Genomic DNA, 17,296 nt, shown 5'->3' on the forward strand with positions numbered 1-17,296 from the left:
CGGCGGTTCTCAGGACTTGGCGCGCCGGGCCAGCCCCAGGGCGTACTCCGGCCACCAGGTGCCCGCCTCGGGCCCGCCCCGGCAGGTGCCGTCCGACTCGCCGGGCCGCTTGATCCACAGGTAGGCGTCGAGCCGGTCGTCGCGGGTGTCGGTGGTCGGCGGCGTGCCGAGCGCCCTGCCCGGCGGGTTGCACCAGGCTTCGGCGCGGCCTCCGGTCAGCGGGCCGCCGCCGTTGCGGCTGGTGTCGATCACGTAGTGCGCGCCGCCGACGGAGTCGGAGAGGAGGGCCCCGTACTCCTTGACACTCGCGTTCGACTGGAAGTTGGAGACGTTCAGTGAGAAGCCGTCGGCCCGGTCGATCCCGGCCAGCCGCAGCGGCTCCGCGATCTTGTACGGTTCCACGATCCAGTCCGGGTTGCCCGCGTCCAGGTAGACCTTGGTCCGCGGCTTGGCCTTGAGCGTGTCCACGGCCTCGGAGAGCAGCTGGTAGCGCTCGGCGTGGTGCTCGGGCGGGGTGCAGCCGTCCGCGATGTGGGGGAGCGCGTCGGGCTCCAGGATCACGGTCGCCGGGGCGTCGCCGATGGCGTCGGCGAACTCCCCGATCCAGGTCCGGTAGGCGTCCGCGTCCTTGGCCCCGCCCGCGGAGTAGAGCCCGCAGTCGCGGTGCGGAATGTTGTACGCGACGAGCAGGACGTTCTTCTCCGTCCCGGACGCTGCCTTCGCGGCGGCCCGGATCTCCGGCGCCGGACCGTCCCAGGCGGGCCAGAGCGCCACCGGCCGGTCGGCGATCCGCCGCAGCGCCTTCGCGTCCTCCTCGCGGCCCTGCCGGTCCCAGGCGCGCACCTGGCGGGCCGCGTCGCTGTTGGGGTCCACCCAGTACGGGGACGCCGCGCTCGGCGCGGGTTCGCCGCGTACGGGGTCGGCCTCGGCGGCCGTGGGAGTCGCGCCGCCCGGGGCGGAGCAGCCCGCCGTGAGGGCGGCCGCCAGGGCGACGGAGGCCAGGGCGGGGAGAACGCCGAAGACTCTGCGGATGGTTCTGCGGCCGGACATCCAGCCCCCTCGGACGACGGTGGCTCACGGATACGGATACGGAATACGGGCTGCGGGCTGCGGGATACGCATACGGGGCGGCGTACGGGACGCCGAGGCGCACACAGGGAAACGTGAGCAATCGTGACATAACGGTCACCGAGAGTGGCGTCACGACACCATCCGTCACCGGCCACCGCTCAGGTGGATGCGGCCAGCGCGATCCCCAGCGGCGTGCGCTCGTACAGCACCTGGTGTCCGTACCGCCTCGACGTCAGCAGCCCCGCTCCCCGCAGCACGGACAGATGCGCCGATACGGAGGAGGGGGCCAGGCCCAGCCGGTGGGCCAGGGCGCTCGTCCCGGCGGGTTCGTCCAGCGCGCACAGCACGTCCGCCCGGACCCGGCCCAGCAGCCGGGCCAGGGTCTCCGGCGTCCGCTCACCGGCCCCGCTCCACAGCCCGCCGATCCCGCGCGCCGGGTAGATCACCGCCGGCTGCCACGGCTCCTCGAAGCCGCCCACCACCTCCGGCCAGACGAAGACGCTCGGCATCAGCACCAGCCCCTGCCCGCCGAGCACCCGCTCATGGTCGCCCCGCGTCCCCGTCACCGTCAGCGTGGAGCCGCTCCACCCCAGTTGCGGGCTCACCTCGCCCAGCAGCCGTTCGAAGCCGCTCTCCGCGAGCCGCCGGGAGTGGTAGGCGATATCGGCCTCCAGCAGCGCCCGCAGCCGGGGCCAGTGCGGGGCGATCAGCACCCGCCAGGCCTGCTCCAACAGCCCGGCCAGCAGCTGTACGGCCCCGGCGGGGTCGGCCAGCAGCCGCCGCCCCACGGCCGACCCCGAGGCGCCGGGCCGCTCCGCGAGGGCCAGGGCCATGTCCGCCCGCGCCACCTCCGGATCCACCGCCCGTACGCCCGCGATCTCCTCCTCGAACGTCGCCAGCGGCCCCACCGGCGGCGGGCAGAGGAAGTCCGGGTTGTGGCCGCCGTCCGGCATGAGCAGCCAGAGGGGTTCCAGGTCCAGGGCCGAGGCGTCCGTGCGGATCCGCCGGAGCCAGGGCAGGTGGTACCCGTGCCGGTGCGGGCGGGCCAGGGTGCGCACGGCCTCCTGCGTCTCCCAGAGCGGGGAGAGCGCGAAACGGCAGCGCAGCAGGTCGCTCTCGCCGAAGTGCAGCCGGAACGGCATACCGCCCTCGCCCCCGCTCACGCCGAAGATTCGTACCCGGCCGAAAGTCTAGGGTGCGCGGCCGTCCCGCCCCAGGCTCTCCCCATGTCCCAGGGATCCTCCACCGCCCCGCCCGCCGGGTACCGCGCGGTCTTCGCCGTCACCGAGTTCCGGGCCGTCTTCGCCGCGCACCTGCTCTCGCTCCTCGGCGTCGTCGTCAGCGAACTCGCCCTCACCGTCCTCGTCTACGACCTCACCGGCTCCCCGCTGCTCAGCGCCCTCACCTTCGCGCTGGGGCTGCTCCCGTACGTGATCGGCGGCACCCTGTTCGCCGGGGTCGCCGACCGCTACCCGGCCCGCCGCGTCCTCGTCCTGTGCGACCTGATCTGCGCGGCCTGCGTCGCCGTGATGCTGCTGCCCACCACCCCGGTCGCCGGACTCCTCGCGCTGCGCTGCCTGGTGGCCGCCGTCGCGCCGGTCTTCACCGGGACCCGGATGGCGGCCCTCACCGACATCCTGGGCGACGGCGACCTCTATGTCCTGGGCCGGTCCCTCCTGCGGATCGTCTCGCAGAGCGCGATGCTCATCGGGTTCGGCGTCGGCGGGGTGCTCCTCACCGCGCTCTCCCCGCGCGGGGCCATCGCCGTCACCGTCGTCACGTTCCTCTGCTCGGCCGTCCTGCTCCGTTTCGGTACGCGTGACCGTCCCGCCCGGGCCGGTTCGGGCGGCGGCGCCCTGCTGACGGAGTCGCTGGCGGGGGCGCGCCTGGTTCTGGCGGACCGCCGGGTCCGGGCGCTGATGCTGCTGTTCTGGCTGCCGCCGATGTTCGTGGTCGCCCCGGAGGCGCTCGCCGCCCCGTACGCGGACGGGATCGGTGCGGGCCCGGCCGCGCTCGGGCTGCTGCTCTGCGCGATGGCCGTGGGGCATGTGGGGGCCGAGCTCTTCGTGGGGTCCGCGCTCCGGCCCCGTACCCGTTCCCGGATCGTGCTGCCGGTCGCCGCCGTGGGGCTGCTGCCGCTGGTCGTCTACGCGGTCCGCCCGGGGCTGCCGCTCGCCCTGGCCGCCCTCGCGCTGGCCGGGATGGGCGCGGCCTATGTCATCGGGCTCGACCAGTGGTTCGTGGATGCCGTGCCCCCGGAGCTGCGCGGCCGGGCCATGACGCTGCTCACCGCCGGGCTGATGACGATCCAGGGCGCCGGAATGGCGCTGGCGGGCCTCGCGGCCGAGTTCTTCCCGGTGCACCAGGTGGTCGCCGGATCCGGAATCATCGGTACCGTCTGCACGCTCCTCGTCGTCGCCGAGGTCCGCAGGACGGCCCCCGGTCAGATGTCCGATACCGAAGGACGAGACGGGGCTGACCGGCATATGACCAGTCGGTAAGGTCGGTGCCGTGCCGAAGCCGCTCAGCCTTCCTTTCGATCCCATCGCCCGTGCCGAGGAACTCTGGCATCAGCGCTGGGGGCCCGTGCCCTCCATGGGGGCGATCACCTCGATCATGCGGGCCCAGCAGATCCTGCTCGCCGAGGTCGACGCCGTCGTCAAGCCGTACGGCCTGACCTTCGCCCGGTACGAGGCGCTGGTGCTGCTCACCTTCTCCAAGGCCGGTGAGCTGCCGATGTCCAAGATCGGCGAGCGGCTGATGGTGCATCCCACCTCGGTCACCAACACCGTGGACCGGCTGGTGAAGTCCGGCCTGGTGAGCAAGCGCCCCAACCCCAACGACGGCCGCGGCACGCTCGCCTCGATCACCGACAAGGGGCGCGAGGTGGTCGAGTCGGCCACCGAGGACCTGGTCGCGATGGATTTCGGGCTCGGGGTGTACGACTCCGAGGAGTGCGCGGAGATCTTCGCCATGCTCCGGCCGCTGCGCGTGGCGGCGCAGGACTTCGACGAGGCGTGAACACGGCCCGGGGGGTGCGCGAAGATCGCCCCGGACGCCCGGATACGCTCGTGTCCATGAAACAGAACGTGCTCACCCGCTACCGGGTGATGGCTTACGTCACCGCGATCTGGCTGCTCGTCTTCACGGTGGCGATCATCGCGAAGTACGCCTTCGACACCGGCGACACCATGGTGATCTCCCAGATCCACGGCGTGCTGTTCATCGTCTACGTCATCTTCGCCTTCGACCTCGGCTCCAAGGCGAAGTGGCCGTTCGGCAAGCTCCTGTGGGTGCTGGCCGCCGGCTGCATCCCCTTCGCCTCCTTCTTCGTCGAGCCGAAGGTCAGCCGCGAGGCCCAGGCGCTGGTCACCAAGCCCGCCGCCGAGCCCGCGAAGGCCTGATCCGCACGGCACCCCGACCGCCCCGCGTGAAAGCGCCGGGCGGTTTGCCATCGACATTTACTAGGACGTCCTAGTAAATTCGAAACATGGACGCTGACGCGATCGAGGAAGGCCGCCTCCGCTGGCAGGCCCGTTACGACAAGGCCCGCAAGCGCGACGCGGACTTCACCACGCTCTCCGGGGACCCGGTGGAGCCCGCGTACGGGCCCCGCCCCGGCGACACGTACGAAGGGTTCGAGCGGATCGGCTGGCCGGGGGAGTACCCCTTCACCCGCGGGCTGCACCCGACCGGCTACCGGGGACGCACCTGGACCATCCGCCAGTTCGCCGGCTTCGGCAACGCCGAGCAGACCAACGAGCGCTACAAGATGATCCTCGCCGCGGGCGGCGGCGGTCTCAGCGTCGCCTTCGACATGCCGACCCTGATGGGCCGCGACTCCGACGAGTCCCGCTCGCTCGGCGAGGTGGGCCACTGCGGGGTCGCCATCGACTCCGCCGCCGACATGGAGATCCTGTTCAAGGACATCCCCCTCGGTGACGTCACCACCTCGATGACGATCAGCGGCCCCGCCGTCCCCGTCTTCTGCATGTACCTGGTCGCCGCCGAGCGCCAGGGCATCGACCCGGGGGTGCTCAACGGCACGCTCCAGACCGACATCTTCAAGGAGTACATCGCGCAGAAGGAGTGGCTCTTCCAGCCCGAGCCCCACCTGCGCCTCATCGGCGACCTGATGGAGCACTGCGCCCGCTCCATCCCCGCCTACAAGCCGCTCTCCGTCTCCGGCTACCACATCCGCGAGGCCGGGGCGACGGCCGCGCAGGAGCTGGCGTACACCCTCGCGGACGGCTTCGGCTATGTGGAGCTCGGCCTCTCCCGGGGCATGGACGTCGACACCTTCGCCCCCGGTCTCTCCTTCTTCTTCGACGCGCATCTCGACTTCTTCGAGGAGATCGCCAAGTTCCGCGCCGCCCGCCGCATCTGGGCCCGCTGGATGAAGGAGACGTACGGCGCCAAGACCGACAAGGCGCAGTGGCTCCGCTTCCACACCCAGACCGCCGGGGTATCGCTCACCGCGCAGCAGCCGTACAACAACGTCGTACGCACGGCCGTGGAGGCGCTCTCCGCCGTCCTCGGCGGCACCAACTCGCTCCACACCAACGCCCTGGACGAGACCCTCGCGCTCCCCTCCGAGCAGGCCGCCGAGATCGCGCTGCGCACCCAGCAGGTGCTGATGGAGGAGACCGGCGTCGCCAATGTGGCCGACCCGCTGGGCGGTTCCTGGTACGTGGAGCAGCTCACCGACCGGATCGAGGCCGAGGCCGAGAAGATCTTCGACCAGATCAAGGAGCGCGGCACCCGGGCCCACCCCGACGGGCAGCACCCCATCGGGCCGATGACCTCCGGCATCCTCCGCGGTATCGAGGACGGCTGGTTCACCGGCGAGATCGCCGAGTCCGCCTTCCAGTACCAGCGGGCCCTGGAGAAGGGCGACAAGCGGGTCGTCGGCGTCAACGTCCACCACGGCTCGGTCACCGGCGACCTGGAGATCCTCCGGGTCAGCCACGAGGTCGAGCGCGACCAGGTCAGCCAGCTCACCGCGCGCAAGGCCGCACGTGACTCCGCGAAGGTGACGGCCGCCCTGGACGCGATGCTCGCCGCCGCCCGGGACGGCTCGAACATGATCGCGCCGATGCTGGACGCGGTACGGGCCGAGGCCACGCTCGGCGAGATCTGCGAGGCGCTGCGCGAGGAGTGGGGCACGTACACGGAGCCGCCGGGGTTCTGAGGTGCGCCACGTTCCCCGGCCCGCACGCACGCGGGCCGGGGAACACCGCCGTCAGCCGGGCAGCCCCCGGCAGTACAGGGCGTCCGGTGTGCCCGCCCGGCCGACCGCCGTGGAGAAGGCGATCCCCGCCGCGTACTCGTCGGCCCGGCACTGTGCCTTGTGGAAGCCCGTGGCGTAGTCCCCGCCCTCGCCCGAGGACGGCCGGCTGTCACCCCGGTCGTCCCACAGCGTGCGGCCGGGCCCCGCCAGCGCGATCCGGGCCGGAGAGCACAGGACGGCCGACACCCGGTCGCCGCGGACGCTGTAGCCGGTCATGAACTGCCCCTCCGCGCACTGGTACTTGGTGAACCCGCGCGCCCAGTCCGTGGTGACGCCCGCCTCGGACGTCACCCTGCTCAGCGCTCCGGACGCGCCGAGAGCGGCAGCCCCGGCATCCGTGCAGAGCCCGCCCTGCCCGCGCCGGCTGATACCGATGAGACGCTGGTCGTCCGGGCAGGTCAGCTTCCGGGCCCCGCTGTCCCAGTCCGCCGCCGCCCGCAGCGAGCGGTTCGCGTCCGCGTGCGTGGCCTTCAGCATCGACCAGCTCCGCACCGGCTCCACCACGCCCTGCCGGCCGGACGCGGAGGCCAGTGCACGCCAGGAGGCGCCGCGCCAGTCGTCGGTGTCCAGAACGCTGCGCCGGGTGCCGTCCGCGGCGTAGCGGATCAGCCCCCACTGGTTGCCGCGGTCGTTCTCGTGGAAGCCGACGAGGGGCCAGTAGGCGAAGTCGAGGTCGTGCTCGACGAGGAAGTCCACCGTGTCGGTGAACCAGGCGCGGTCCCTGGCGTCGGCGTCCTTCGCCACCCCGAACTCGCTGATCCACACCGGAGCGGTGAAGTGCTGGTCGGGTGTGCCGGCCACATAGGCGGCGCTGCGGCGCATCTCGGCGAACAGCTCCGTCCGGCCCAGGTCGCGGTAGCGCGGATCACTGGTCTCCCCGATCCCGGTCGCGCCGCTGTGCCGGGGGCCGGTGTAGCCGTAGTAGTGGGCCGCGTAGACCAGTTTGTGGGAGCGCACCAGGGTGTGCGAGAGCGTGGCGACGGGCTTGAGGTGCGGGCGGTCGCGCCAGAAGCCGTCCACCGGGATACCCGCCCAGTTGATGCCCTCGATCATGATGAGCAGGTCCGGGTTGGCGTCCTTGAGGATGCGGTCGCCCGCCTGCTGGGCGGCGGCGGCCCAGTCGTGTGCGTCACCGAGCCCCCAGTTGGGGTCGTCCCACACATCGCGGCGCACCTCGTTGCGCAGATCGGCACCGACCACCCGGGGGTTGGAGCGGTAGCGCTCGGCCAGCAGCAGCCAGTCGTCCACCCACTTCTGTGTGCTCTGGCCGCTGTTCCACCGCTCGCTGCCGTCCACCCCGCAGCACCAACGGCTCTTTGTGCTGTGGTTGTTGAGGATCACCGCGAACCCGGCGTCCGTCAGCGCGCCGACCGCCCGGTCGAAGACCTCCAGCGGGCGCAGTCCGTTCAGCTGGGGATTGGCCGTCAGCCCGGACACCGGCTGGGTGTCGCCGATCATCTCGTTGGAGAAGGGCAGGCGCACACTGTTCAGTCCGAGCCGCCGGAAGTCGGTGATGATCTCGGCCATCGGCATCCGGTCGAGGCCGAGCGGCGCCCGGTGCCCCACCTCGCCCGCGTGGTTGTTCGCCGGGTCGTCCGGTGAACCCTCGCCGTTCCAGGTGCCGCTGGAGCCGTGCCAGTTACCGGACCTGAGCTTGAAGCGCCGGCCGTCCGCGTCGACGATGTAGCGGCCCCGGGTGCTCAGCGGGGGAGTCCAGCCCGGCAGCGGCGCGGGGTCGGCGGCCGGTGTTGTCGCGGCGGCGGCCGGCTCCGGCCGTTCCGGGCGGGCGGTGGCCGAGGTGGGGGAGAGCAGCGCTCCGGTCAGCAGAAGGACGAGCGGGGCCAGTAAGCGCGTACGCACGATGCGACTCCTCTGGTCGGAAGGATCGCCCCGACCCTAGGGTCCGCACCGCCATACTTGTAGTGCTCCTGTCAGTACTGCTACGCCGTCTGCGCCCCCGACAGCCCGAGCAGCAGCAGCGTGGTGAACCCGCTCGCCCACTCGGCGTCCACCGGCTCGGCGCTCACCAGCGTGCGGTGCACCACGGCTCCCGCGATCACGTCGAAGATCAGGTCCGCGTTGCGGGCGGCGGTCGACGCGTCGTCCTCGTACCGCAGCTCGCCGCGGGCCTGGGCGCGTTCCCGGCCGAGCAGCACCAGCCGCTTCTGGCGGTCCACGATGGCCGACCGGATCCGGTGGCGCAGCGAGTCGTCGCGGGTGGACTCGGCGACCACCGCCATCAGCGCGGTCCGGGTCTCCGGCCGCTCCAGCAGGGTGGCGAACTGGAGCACCACGCCCTGCACATCGGCGGCCAGGCTGCCCCGGTCGGGGAGCTCCAGCTCGTCGAAGAGCACGGCCACCGCGTCCACGACCAGCTCGTTCTTGCCCGCCCAGCGCCGGTAGAGGGTCGTCTTGGCGACCCCCGCCCGGGTCGCCACATCGCCCATGGTCAGCTTCGACCAGCCGAGATCGACCAGGGACGCGCGTGTCGCCTCCAGGATCGCGGCGTCGGCCGCGGTGGAGCGCGGACGTCCTGTTCGGGGGGCCGGGGGGTCGGTGTGGCTCATGATGCGGCGACCATACCGGCCGGTAGGGATGGTCGTTGCCCCCCGGTCTCCGTGAGACAGATCACCGGGGTGGCCTGTTCCGGGGGGCCGGTCGGCAGTTACGCTACGGGTCGTAGCGTAAGGAAGGCGGTCAGGCCGCTCCCGTACGCCACGAACGAGCGACAGCCACCGGGGTCTTCACGAAGACCCCAGGCGCCGGGTGGGGACCCGGAGCCGCACGGACCGGCCGGATGGGGATCCGGAAGGTCCACCCGGGTCTTTCAGGGGCCCGTCTCCGTTTCACCGGGGTCTTTTCGGAGCCCCGCCGGGGTCCTTCGGGGCCCCCGGGACCGTCTCTGTCCGCCCGCCCGGCACACCGGCCGGTGCCGCGGACGGGTCCGGTTCCCGCATCGCTTTCCGGAACGGTGTGCTCAGGGGGGAGGATGTACGTATGCAGCCTAGGAACATGTCCATGAGCGGCGTCGTCGACCTCGCCGCTGTCAAGGCGGCCGGCGAGGCCAAGGCCAAGGCGGAGCAGGCCCGTGCGCAGGCCGCCCGTACAGGGGGCGCCGGTGCCGTGGCGCCCGCCGCCCTGGTGATCGACGTCGATGAAGCAGGCTTCGAGCGCGATGTCCTCCAGCGCTCCGCCGAAGTACCCGTCGTCATCGACTTCTGGGCCGAGTGGTGCGAGCCGTGCAAGCAGCTGGGCCCCCTGCTGGAACGCCTGGCCGTCGAGTACAACGGCCGCTTCCTGCTGGCCAAGGTCGATGTCGACGCCAACCAGATGCTGATGCAGCAGTTCGGCATCCAGGGCATCCCGGCGGTCTTCGCCGTCGTCGCCGGGCAGGCCCTCCCGCTCTTCCAGGGCGCGGCCCCCGAGGCCCAGATCCGCGAGACGCTGGACCAGCTGATCCAGGTCGGCGAGGAGCGGTTCGGTCTCACCGGGATCGCCGTCGACCCGGACGGGGTGCAGGACGCGGCCCCGGCCGAGGTGCCGGCCGGCCCGTACGACGCCCTGCTGGAGGCCGCCGCTTCGGCTCTCGACGCCAACGACTTCGGCGGCGCCGTGCAGGCGTACAAGAACGTGCTCACCGACGACCCGGCCAACCCGGAGGCCAAGCTCGGCCTGGCCCAGGCGGAGTTGCTGGCCCGGGTGCAGACGATGGATCCGCAGGCGGTCCGCAAGGACGCGGCGGACAACCCGGGCGATGTGGACGCCCAGGTCGCCGCCGCCGACCTGGATCTGGTCGGCGGCCATGTCGAGGACGCGTTCAGCCGGCTGGTCGAGGCGGTCCGCCGCAACACCGGCGACGAGCGGAACACCGCCCGGCTGCGGCTGCTGGAACTCTTCGAGGTGATCGGCCCGGACGACCCCCGGGTCACCGCCGCCCGGACCGCGCTGGCGCGCGTGCTGTTCTGATCGCGAGCTGATTGTGCCGATGTGACAAGACGGCCGTGATACCCCTCGGGGATCACGGCCGTCTTGCTGTCCGAACGCTAAGAGACATCCTTGCTTTACTAAAACTTGACAATGAGAACTGCTGTTACTGGCAGTAAGTCGACGGGGTCGCTCTGTCCCGTTTCTGTTGAGTTTCCCGCCATTTTGATGTCCCTTTCGTGCCACCCTGTGTGGCCGAATGATGTCGCCCGGTCGCGGCATGGTTATCAGGTCGTTACTGGCAAGTAACGAACCCCCTTGTGCGGCGGCCCCGAATGCACCACGATCGGCCACGCTCGGTCCCATACCTTCAGCCCGGCCTCCAGCCGGTGCGGGAGGGTCTGTTGGGTCCCCACCGAGTGGGCCGGCGGCAGTGGCGCCGGCCGTGGACAGGGGGGTTCCCGCCGACAGACGGGGCCTGTCCGACCGGCTGCACACACCGTGCAGCCAGTGGTTGTCGCTCGGGGGTGAACGCCGGTGCAGCGGATGCGGTACATGTCTCCGTCTGCGGGCGCTCTCCTTCCCGAGGACGTAGCACTTCTCCCATCCCAGGCCGGGTCTCGCACCCGGCCGGAGATGTACGTCCGAGAAGAAGGAGCAAGTTATGAGTTCCCAGGTTCGCGGTGGGACGAGATGGAAGCGTTTCGCTCTGGTCATGGTGCCGAGCGTCGTCGCGACCGCTGCGGTGGGTGTCGGTCTCGCACAGGGTGCGCTCGCCGCGTCCTTCGCGGTGTCCGGCCAGAGCTTCAAGGTCAGGACCGACAAGCTGGTGGGCGAGGACTTCGTCCAGTACGGCAGCGTCGCTGTCGGCAAGAGCCTTGACGGCAAGGAAGCCGCGCACCCGGTCGCGGTGTCGGGCTTCAGCAAGGCCACGATCACCAACATGTGCCAGTCGGTGGTCACGCCCAAGGTGCCCTTCGGCATCGGCAACGTCAGCCTCAAGCTGACGGCGGGTACCGACCCGGAGAACCCGGTCGTCGCGACCAACCTCTACCTGGACGTCGCGCAGCTCGACACCGACGCCTACTTCGAGAGCATGGACATCGGTGTCGCGGCCCAGGACCTCGGTGGGCCGGGCATCCAGCCCGGGACCGAGAAGCAGGTCAACCCGCACGGCTTCGGGCAGCGGGCCAAGAAGGCCACCCTGACCGACGTGGAGCAGACGGCGTGGGCGACCACCGCCGGCACCTTCAAGCTGAGCAACCTGAGCCTGAAGCTGCACAAGGGCGTCGAGGAGTGCTTCTAGGCACTCGCCCGGGTGGCCGGAGCGACCCGGCAGGGCTTCCGGCCGCCCACCCTTTCTCTTCTCACAGCAGTACCGGTTCCAGGGAGCTGTTTTCCATGAGCCCCGAGTCCACAGGGCAGAACAAGCACAACCTCACCGTCTACCGGCGGGGATTCCGTACCTGGCGGGGTAACCGGCCGTTCTGGGCGGGTCTGTTCACCATGCTGGGCGGTGCGCCCATCGCCTACTTCCCGTACGCCGATCTCCAGCTCGGCAACATGACGCTGGCGATGTCCACCACGGCCGGCGCCGGATCCCTGATCATCGGGGTCCTGCTCATCACGCTGGGCCTGACGATGTGGTTCCACAGCATCGTCCGGGTCTTCGCCGGTGTCGCGGCCATCCTCCTCGCGCTGATCTCCATACCCGTCGCCAACATCGGCGGCTTCGTGATCGGATTCCTCTTCGCGCTCATCGGCGGAGCCCTGTCCATTTCCTGGGCGCCGGGCGAGCCGCAGGCGGACGCGCAGGACCCGGAAGCCGCCCCCTTGCCGCTGGACAAGCAGCAGCCGGAGAGCGAGTACGCAGAGGGGGCCCTGCACGGCGCGACCGTTCCGCCGCAGCAGCCGGGCGACCACGACACGGCCTCCGGCTACGGCACGGCCTCCGGGTACGACGGGGGGACACATCGTGCGGGGTGACGACGGACAGCGGACCGACGCCCACCCGGGCGACGACCTCCGCGAGCGCAGGGGCCCCCGCCACGCGGCCCCCAAGAAGTCGCTGCTGACCAAGTTGCACATGCCGAGCGGCAAGAAGGCGTTGGCGCTCGCCGCGATGCCGACCGCGGTCTTCGTCGGCATGGGTCTCACCCCCAAGCTCGCCATGGCCGACGGCAACTCCGACATCCCCTTCGCACCGGGACCGTGCGTCACCCGGTCCGACGAGCCGAGCGAGTCCGAGTCCCCGAAGGCCACCCCGACCCCGTCGGCGACGCCCACGGACGGGCAGGGCCAGGGCGAGGAGCCGGGCCAGGACGACGGCGCGACCCCGAAGCCCACGGAGAGCGGCACGGCCCCCGAGGACCCGGCGGCCGGCGAGAAGCCCGCCGACAAGCCGAGCGCCACCCCGACGCCCACCAAGTCGAAGAACCCCCTCGACCCGCTGGGCCTGGGCGACGCCCTCAAGGACCTCTTCGACCCGGACAAGGGCAAGGACAAGGCCGAGGAGAAGCCCGCGGGGACGGCGAGCCCGTCCCCGAGCCCCACGGCGGAGTCCCCGACCCAGGCCGACAAGCCGAAGGCTCCGGAGAAGGACGCGGCGAACGACCCCGCGAAGGACGCCTCGGACAAGGCGAAGGAAGAGGCCGGAAAGACGGCCGACGCCATCCGTGAGGCCGCCGAGAAGGCGGGCAAGGACGTCAAGGAGCTCGACGACGACGTCAAGGGACTCGACCCCAAGAAGGACGAGGACATCCCGGACGGCGCCAAGCCCCGCTTCCCCTGCCCCGAGCCCGACCCGGAGGCGCTCGCCGCGGCGTCCCTGGAGCCCGGTATCCCGCTGCTGCCGACCGAGCCGTGGGTCCTGGAGTCCTCGCTGCTCACGCTCAACGGCCTGGACTACAAAGGGATCGTCGAGGTGAAGAGGGCGGACGGCTCCATCAAGAAGGTGCTGAAGTTCACCGCGAGCTCCATCGACATCAAGGACCTCCACCAGCTCACCACCGGCCCGGTGGGCACGACGGGCCATGTCACGTCGAGCCCCGGCTCCACGTCGACGATCCGCAACGGCACGGTGACGATGTACACGGAGGAGCTGAAGGGCAACCTCTTCGGCCTCATCCCGATCACCTTCAACCCGCAGACCCCGCCGCCCCTGAACGTCCCCTTCGCCTTCTTCACCAAGGTCAAGGTGGTCCAGGCCGGCCAGTTCGGCGGCTCGCTCAGGGTCCCGGGCCTGAAGAACTACTTCACCGGCGGCAAGGGCTAGCCCCGCCACCACCCGATCCCGTCCGGGAGCCGCACAGAGCCGTGGGCCGTACCCCCTTCAGGAGGGGTACGGCCCACGGTCATCTGTCGTGGAGCACAGCGGGGCGGGTCACCGGCACCACGGTGAGCAGTCCGTCCAGTCCCCTGAAGTCGTCGGGGTTGGTCGTGAACAGGGGGAGCCCTTCGGCGATGGCGATCGAAGCGATCATCAGGTCCGCGACGCGTCTTCTCGGCTTGCGGCCCACGGAGATGACGGCCGCACACACCCTGCCGTAGACACGGGCGGCCTCCACGTCGAACGGGATGGGATCGAACTCGCTCTCGGCGCGCTGGAGGACGTCGAGTCTTCGGCCCCGCTCCGCGTACTCGTCGTAGTCGCTCTGCTCGTCGTTCCTGCGGACCTCGTGGGGACCGGCCGAGAGCTCGGCGAGCGTGATGGTGGTGATCCCCACCTCGGCGGGCAGTTCCTCAGGGGCGATCCACTTCCGCAGGATCATGATGCTCGTGTCGAGCAGGCCCCGCTGGTGGAGGGCGGACGCGTCGGGAGAAGGCTCAGCCGGCATACCGGTCGCCCTGCCCCTGCTCGGCAGTGCTGTCCTGATCCTCACGGAAGGCATCGAGCGAGATGTCCGGGGCAGAACGGGACAGTGCCGAGAACTCTTCCCGGGGTACGAAACGTCTGCGCCGCCGCAGAGGGATCAATTCACCGATGCGATGACCGTCGCGCGTCACGGTGAACGCCTTGCCGTTCTGCACGGCGTCCATGATCTCTTTCGACCTGTTGCGGAGATCCCGTTGGGTGATCTCGGGCTGGGCGCTCATGGGGGCCATGCTACCCAGGCATGCCATGGTGTGCCACAGGGTGCTACGGTCCCCGTCCGGCCGTCGGCCTGCCCGGCCCACTCCGACCGACCGCGAGGGGCGGTGCTCCGGATCTCTCCGGAGCACCGCCCCTCGGCGTCGTTCAGCTGCGGGACTAGCCCTGCTCGCCGCCCAGGTGGTGGACCCGGACCATGTTGGTGGTGCCGGGGATGCCGGGGGGCGAACCGGCGGTGATGATCATCGTGTCGCCGGTGTTGTAGCGGTTCAGCTTCAGCAGCTCCGCGTCGACCAGGTCGACCATCGCGTCGGTGTTGTCCGCGTGCGGGACGACGTGCGACTCGACGCCCCAGCTCAGCGCGAGCTGGTTGCGGGTGGACTCGTCCGTGGTGAAGGCCAGGATCGGCTGGGCCACGCGGTAGCGGGAGAGGCGGCGGGCGGTGTCGCCGGACTGGGTGAAGGCGACCAGGGCCTTGCCGTCCAGGAAGTCCGCGATCTCGCAGGCCGCACGGGCCACCGAACCGCCCTGGGTGCGGGGCTTCTTGCCGGGCACCAGCGGCTGGAGGCCCTTGGAGAGCAGTTCCTCCTCGGCGGCGCAGACGATCTTCGACATCGTCTTGACCGTCTCGATCGGGTACGCGCCCACCGACGACTCGGCGGACAGCATGACCGCGTCCGCGCCGTCCAGGATCGCGTTCGCGACGTCGGACGCCTCGGCGCGGGTCGGCCGCGAGTTGGTGATCATCGACTCCATCATCTGGGTCGCCACGATCACCGGCTTGGCGTTGCGGCGGCACAGCTCGATGAGGCGCTTCTGCACCATCGGGACCTTCTCCAGCGGGTACTCCACCGCCAGGTCGCCACGGGCCACCATCACACCGTCGAACGCCATGACGACGCCCTCCATGTGCTCGACCGCCTGGGGCTTCTCCACCTTGGCGATGACGGGGACCCGGCGGCCCTCCTCGTCCATCACCTTGTGCACGTCCTTGACGTCGTCGGCGTCCCGGACGAAGGAGAGGGCGACCAGGTCGCAGCCCATCCGCAGGGCGAAGCGCAGGTCCTCGATGTCCTTCTCGGAGAGGGCCGGGACGTTCACCGCCGCGCCGGGCAGGTTGATGCCCTTGTGGTCGGAGATGACACCGCCCTCGATGACGATGGTCTTGACCCGGGGGCCGACGACCTCGATGACCTTCAGCTCGACGTTGCCGTCGTTGATCAGGATCGGGTCGCCCTTGGTGACGTCGCCGGGCAGACCCTTGTAGGTCGTGCCGCAGATCGACTTGTCGCCGGGGACGTCCTCGGACGTGATGGTGAACTCGTCCCCGCGGACCAGCTCGACCGGGCCCTCGGCGAACTTGGCCAGGCGGATCTTCGGGCCCTGGAGGTCGGCGAGGACGCCCACCGCGCGGCCGGTCTCGGCGGCCGCCTTGCGGACACGGTCGTACCGGCCCTGGTGTTCCTCGTGGGTGCCGTGACTGAAGTTGAAACGGGCCACGCTCATGCCGGCCTCGATCAGAGCGACGAGCTGCTCATGGGAGTCGACGGCGGGACCGAGGGTGCAGACGATTTTGGAACGGCGCATGAGGCGGATCCTATCGGTTTGTTTCGCTGCGGAATATTCCGTCTGGTGGAAGATACAAAGGGGCGCGGGGGTGCTCAGTTGTCGACCTGTCCGAGGCCCCGGATCAGGACGAAGCGGGCTCCTCGACGAGCGCGAAGGTCTGGTCGGCGATCTCCAGCTCCTCGTCGGTCGGCACCACGGCGACCGCGACCCGCGCGTACTCCGGCGAGATCAGCCGCGGCTCACCGGACCGTACGGCGTTGAGGTCCGCGTCCACCGCGAGGCCGAACTCCTCCAGACCCGCGATGGCAGCCTCCCGCACCGGAGCCGAGTTCTCCCCGACCCCCGCCGTGAACGCCACCGCGTCCACCCGGCCGAGCACCGCCGCGTACGCGCCGATGTACTTCTTCAGCCGGTGGATGTAGATGTCGAAGGCGAGCGCGGCCTGCTCGTCGCCCTCCTCGATCCGGCGGCGGATCTCCCGCATGTCGTTGTCACCGCAGAGCCCGACCAGCCCGCTCCGCTTGTTCAGCAGGACGTCGATCTCGTCCGTCGACATGCCCGCCACCCGCTTCAGGTGGAAGACGACCGCCGGATCGATGTCCCCGGAGCGCGTACCCATCACGAGCCCCTCCAAGGGGGTCAGCCCCATCGAGGTCTCCACGCACCGCCCGCCCGCGACCGCCGAGGCGGATGCCCCGTTGCCCAGGTGCAGCACGATGACGTTCACGTCCTCGGGAGCCTTGCCCAGCAGCTCGGCCGTCTTCCGGGAGACGTACGCGTGCGAGGTGCCGTGGAAGCCGTAGCGGCGGATGCGGTGCGCGTCGGCGGTCTCCACGTCGATCGCGTACCGGGCCGCCGACTCCGGCATCGTCGTGTGGAACGCCGTGTCGAAGACCGCGACCTGCGGCAGGTCCGGGCGCAGCGCCTGCGCCGTACGGATGCCGGTGATGTTGGCCGGGTTGTGCAGCGGGGCGACCGGGACGAGGCGCTCGATCTCCTTGAGCACCTCGTCGGTGATCACGGTCGGCGCGCTGAACTTCAGCCCGCCGTGCACCACCCGGTGCCCGATCGCGGCGAGTTCGGGGGAGTCGAGGCCGAGCCCGTCCGCAGTCAGCTCCTCGGCCGCCGCCTTCAGCGCCGCCTCGTGGTCCGGGATCCGGCCCGTACGCTCACGGGGCTCCGCGCCGCCGCCGGTCAGCGGGGTGTGCACCAGCCGCGAGGTCTCCTCGCCGATCCGCTCGACCAGGCCGGAGGCGAGCCGCGAGCGGTCGCGCATGTCGAGCAGCTGGTACTTCACCGAGGAGGAGCCGGAGTTGAGGACGAGGACGCGGTGCGGTTCCACAGGGGCTGCC

At 70.8% G+C, this 17,296-nt stretch carries 16 protein-coding genes; 8 read left to right on the forward strand and 8 right to left on the reverse strand.

Annotation, left to right across the window (positions count from 1 at the left end; translation table 11 throughout):
• Positions 1–9: 9 nt before the first annotated feature.
• A complete protein-coding gene (locus IE264_RS13475; protein ID WP_015611416.1) occupies positions 10–1,050 on the reverse strand; it encodes a glycoside hydrolase family 6 protein in 1,041 nt (346 codons plus the stop codon).
• Between the two features lie 179 nt (positions 1,051–1,229).
• Positions 1,230–2,213, reverse strand: coding sequence for an ArsR/SmtB family transcription factor (locus IE264_RS13480; RefSeq protein WP_015611417.1), 984 nt, complete (start codon positions 2,211–2,213; stop codon positions 1,230–1,232).
• 84 nt (positions 2,214–2,297) lie between these two features.
• Between IE264_RS13480 and IE264_RS13485 the strand changes: the two genes are divergently transcribed.
• From IE264_RS13485 to icmA, 4 genes are all read left to right on the forward strand, one after another.
• Positions 2,298–3,572 (forward strand): MFS transporter, encoded by a 1,275-nt coding sequence (locus tag IE264_RS13485; protein ID WP_032758608.1) that lies wholly within the window; start codon positions 2,298–2,300, stop codon positions 3,570–3,572.
• Positions 3,573–3,582: 10 nt separating this feature from the next.
• Positions 3,583–4,092 carry a MarR family winged helix-turn-helix transcriptional regulator gene (locus IE264_RS13490; RefSeq protein ID WP_015611419.1) on the forward strand — a complete coding sequence of 170 codons (510 nt, stop codon included), beginning with the start codon at positions 3,583–3,585 and terminating at the stop codon, positions 4,090–4,092.
• Positions 4,093–4,148: 56 nt separating this feature from the next.
• A complete protein-coding gene (locus IE264_RS13495) occupies positions 4,149–4,475 on the forward strand; it encodes a DUF3817 domain-containing protein (RefSeq protein ID WP_032758652.1) in 327 nt (108 codons plus the stop codon).
• 86 nt (positions 4,476–4,561) lie between these two features.
• Positions 4,562–6,262, forward strand: coding sequence for a coenzyme B12-dependent isobutyryl-CoA mutase large subunit (icmA, locus tag IE264_RS13500; RefSeq protein ID WP_032758609.1), 1,701 nt, complete (start codon positions 4,562–4,564; stop codon positions 6,260–6,262).
• Between the two features lie 51 nt (positions 6,263–6,313).
• On the opposite strand, the gene IE264_RS13505 is transcribed toward icmA, so the two are convergent.
• Positions 6,314–8,221: a glycoside hydrolase family 5 protein gene (locus IE264_RS13505; protein WP_032758610.1), complete on the reverse strand. Its 1,908-nt coding sequence runs from the start codon at positions 8,219–8,221 to the stop codon at positions 6,314–6,316.
• Between the two features lie 80 nt (positions 8,222–8,301).
• Positions 8,302–8,928 carry a TetR/AcrR family transcriptional regulator gene (locus IE264_RS13510; RefSeq protein ID WP_032758611.1) on the reverse strand — a complete coding sequence of 209 codons (627 nt, stop codon included), beginning with the start codon at positions 8,926–8,928 and terminating at the stop codon, positions 8,302–8,304.
• Between the two features lie 430 nt (positions 8,929–9,358).
• Here IE264_RS13510 and IE264_RS13515 point away from each other — a divergent pair, with 430 nt between their 5' ends.
• The 4 genes from IE264_RS13515 (at position 9,359) to IE264_RS13530 (ending at position 13,559) form a co-directional block, all read left to right on the forward strand.
• Complete coding sequence (locus IE264_RS13515; RefSeq protein ID WP_032758613.1) at positions 9,359–10,327, forward strand: tetratricopeptide repeat protein; 969 nt, start codon at positions 9,359–9,361, stop codon at positions 10,325–10,327.
• Between the two features lie 622 nt (positions 10,328–10,949).
• The gene (locus IE264_RS13520) at positions 10,950–11,591 is read left to right on the forward strand and encodes a DUF6230 family protein (RefSeq protein WP_015611428.1); all 642 of its coding nucleotides are present in this window, start codon (positions 10,950–10,952) and stop codon (positions 11,589–11,591) included.
• Between the two features lie 95 nt (positions 11,592–11,686).
• The gene (locus IE264_RS13525) at positions 11,687–12,271 is read left to right on the forward strand and encodes a DUF6114 domain-containing protein (RefSeq protein ID WP_032758614.1); all 585 of its coding nucleotides are present in this window, start codon (positions 11,687–11,689) and stop codon (positions 12,269–12,271) included.
• On the forward strand, positions 12,261–13,559 hold the full coding sequence (locus IE264_RS13530) for a hypothetical protein (RefSeq protein WP_032758615.1): 1,299 nt from the start codon (positions 12,261–12,263) through the stop codon (positions 13,557–13,559). The genes IE264_RS13525 and IE264_RS13530 overlap by 11 nt, the downstream gene beginning before the upstream one ends.
• Positions 13,560–13,638: 79 nt before the next feature.
• On the opposite strand, the gene IE264_RS13535 is transcribed toward IE264_RS13530, so the two are convergent.
• The 4 genes from IE264_RS13535 to IE264_RS13550 form a co-directional block, all read right to left on the reverse strand.
• Entirely contained in the window at positions 13,639–14,121 is a 483-nt protein-coding gene (locus IE264_RS13535) for a type II toxin-antitoxin system VapC family toxin (RefSeq protein WP_015611431.1), read from the reverse strand.
• Positions 14,111–14,380: a type II toxin-antitoxin system Phd/YefM family antitoxin gene (locus IE264_RS13540; RefSeq protein WP_015611432.1), complete on the reverse strand. Its 270-nt coding sequence runs from the start codon at positions 14,378–14,380 to the stop codon at positions 14,111–14,113. The genes IE264_RS13535 and IE264_RS13540 overlap by 11 nt, the downstream gene beginning before the upstream one ends.
• Before the next feature lie 154 nt (positions 14,381–14,534).
• Positions 14,535–15,962: a pyruvate kinase gene (gene pyk / locus IE264_RS13545; protein ID WP_015611433.1), complete on the reverse strand. Its 1,428-nt coding sequence runs from the start codon at positions 15,960–15,962 to the stop codon at positions 14,535–14,537.
• A 103-nt stretch (positions 15,963–16,065) separates the two neighbouring features.
• Positions 16,066–17,286 carry an acetate kinase gene (locus IE264_RS13550; protein ID WP_190167648.1) on the reverse strand — a complete coding sequence of 407 codons (1,221 nt, stop codon included), beginning with the start codon at positions 17,284–17,286 and terminating at the stop codon, positions 16,066–16,068.
• Positions 17,287–17,296 lie beyond the last annotated feature (10 nt).

The organism is Streptomyces microflavus (genome assembly GCF_014650075.1).
GTDB classification, from domain to species: domain Bacteria; phylum Actinomycetota; class Actinomycetes; order Streptomycetales; family Streptomycetaceae; genus Streptomyces; species Streptomyces microflavus.

Bases quoted from the DNA above. Each gene is read 5' to 3' on its own strand.
- IE264_RS13475 (WP_015611416.1), bottom strand. From the start codon at position 1,050: ATGTCCGGCCGCAGAACCATCCGCAGAGTCTTCGGCGTTCTCCCCGCC.
- IE264_RS13480 (WP_015611417.1), bottom strand. From the start codon at position 2,213: ATGCCGTTCCGGCTGCACTTCGGCGAGAGCGACCTGCTGCGCTGCCGT.
- IE264_RS13485 (WP_032758608.1), top strand. From the start codon at position 2,298: ATGTCCCAGGGATCCTCCACCGCCCCGCCCGCCGGGTACCGCGCGGTC.
- IE264_RS13495 (WP_032758652.1), top strand. From the start codon at position 4,149: ATGAAACAGAACGTGCTCACCCGCTACCGGGTGATGGCTTACGTCACC.
- icmA (WP_032758609.1), top strand. From the start codon at position 4,562: ATGGACGCTGACGCGATCGAGGAAGGCCGCCTCCGCTGGCAGGCCCGT.
- IE264_RS13510 (WP_032758611.1), bottom strand. From the start codon at position 8,928: ATGAGCCACACCGACCCCCCGGCCCCCCGAACAGGACGTCCGCGCTCC.
- IE264_RS13515 (WP_032758613.1), top strand. From the start codon at position 9,359: ATGCAGCCTAGGAACATGTCCATGAGCGGCGTCGTCGACCTCGCCGCT.
- IE264_RS13520 (WP_015611428.1), top strand. From the start codon at position 10,950: ATGAGTTCCCAGGTTCGCGGTGGGACGAGATGGAAGCGTTTCGCTCTG.
- IE264_RS13525 (WP_032758614.1), top strand. From the start codon at position 11,687: ATGAGCCCCGAGTCCACAGGGCAGAACAAGCACAACCTCACCGTCTAC.
- IE264_RS13535 (WP_015611431.1), bottom strand. From the start codon at position 14,121: ATGCCGGCTGAGCCTTCTCCCGACGCGTCCGCCCTCCACCAGCGGGGC.
- IE264_RS13540 (WP_015611432.1), bottom strand. From the start codon at position 14,380: ATGAGCGCCCAGCCCGAGATCACCCAACGGGATCTCCGCAACAGGTCG.
- pyk (WP_015611433.1), bottom strand. From the start codon at position 15,962: ATGCGCCGTTCCAAAATCGTCTGCACCCTCGGTCCCGCCGTCGACTCC.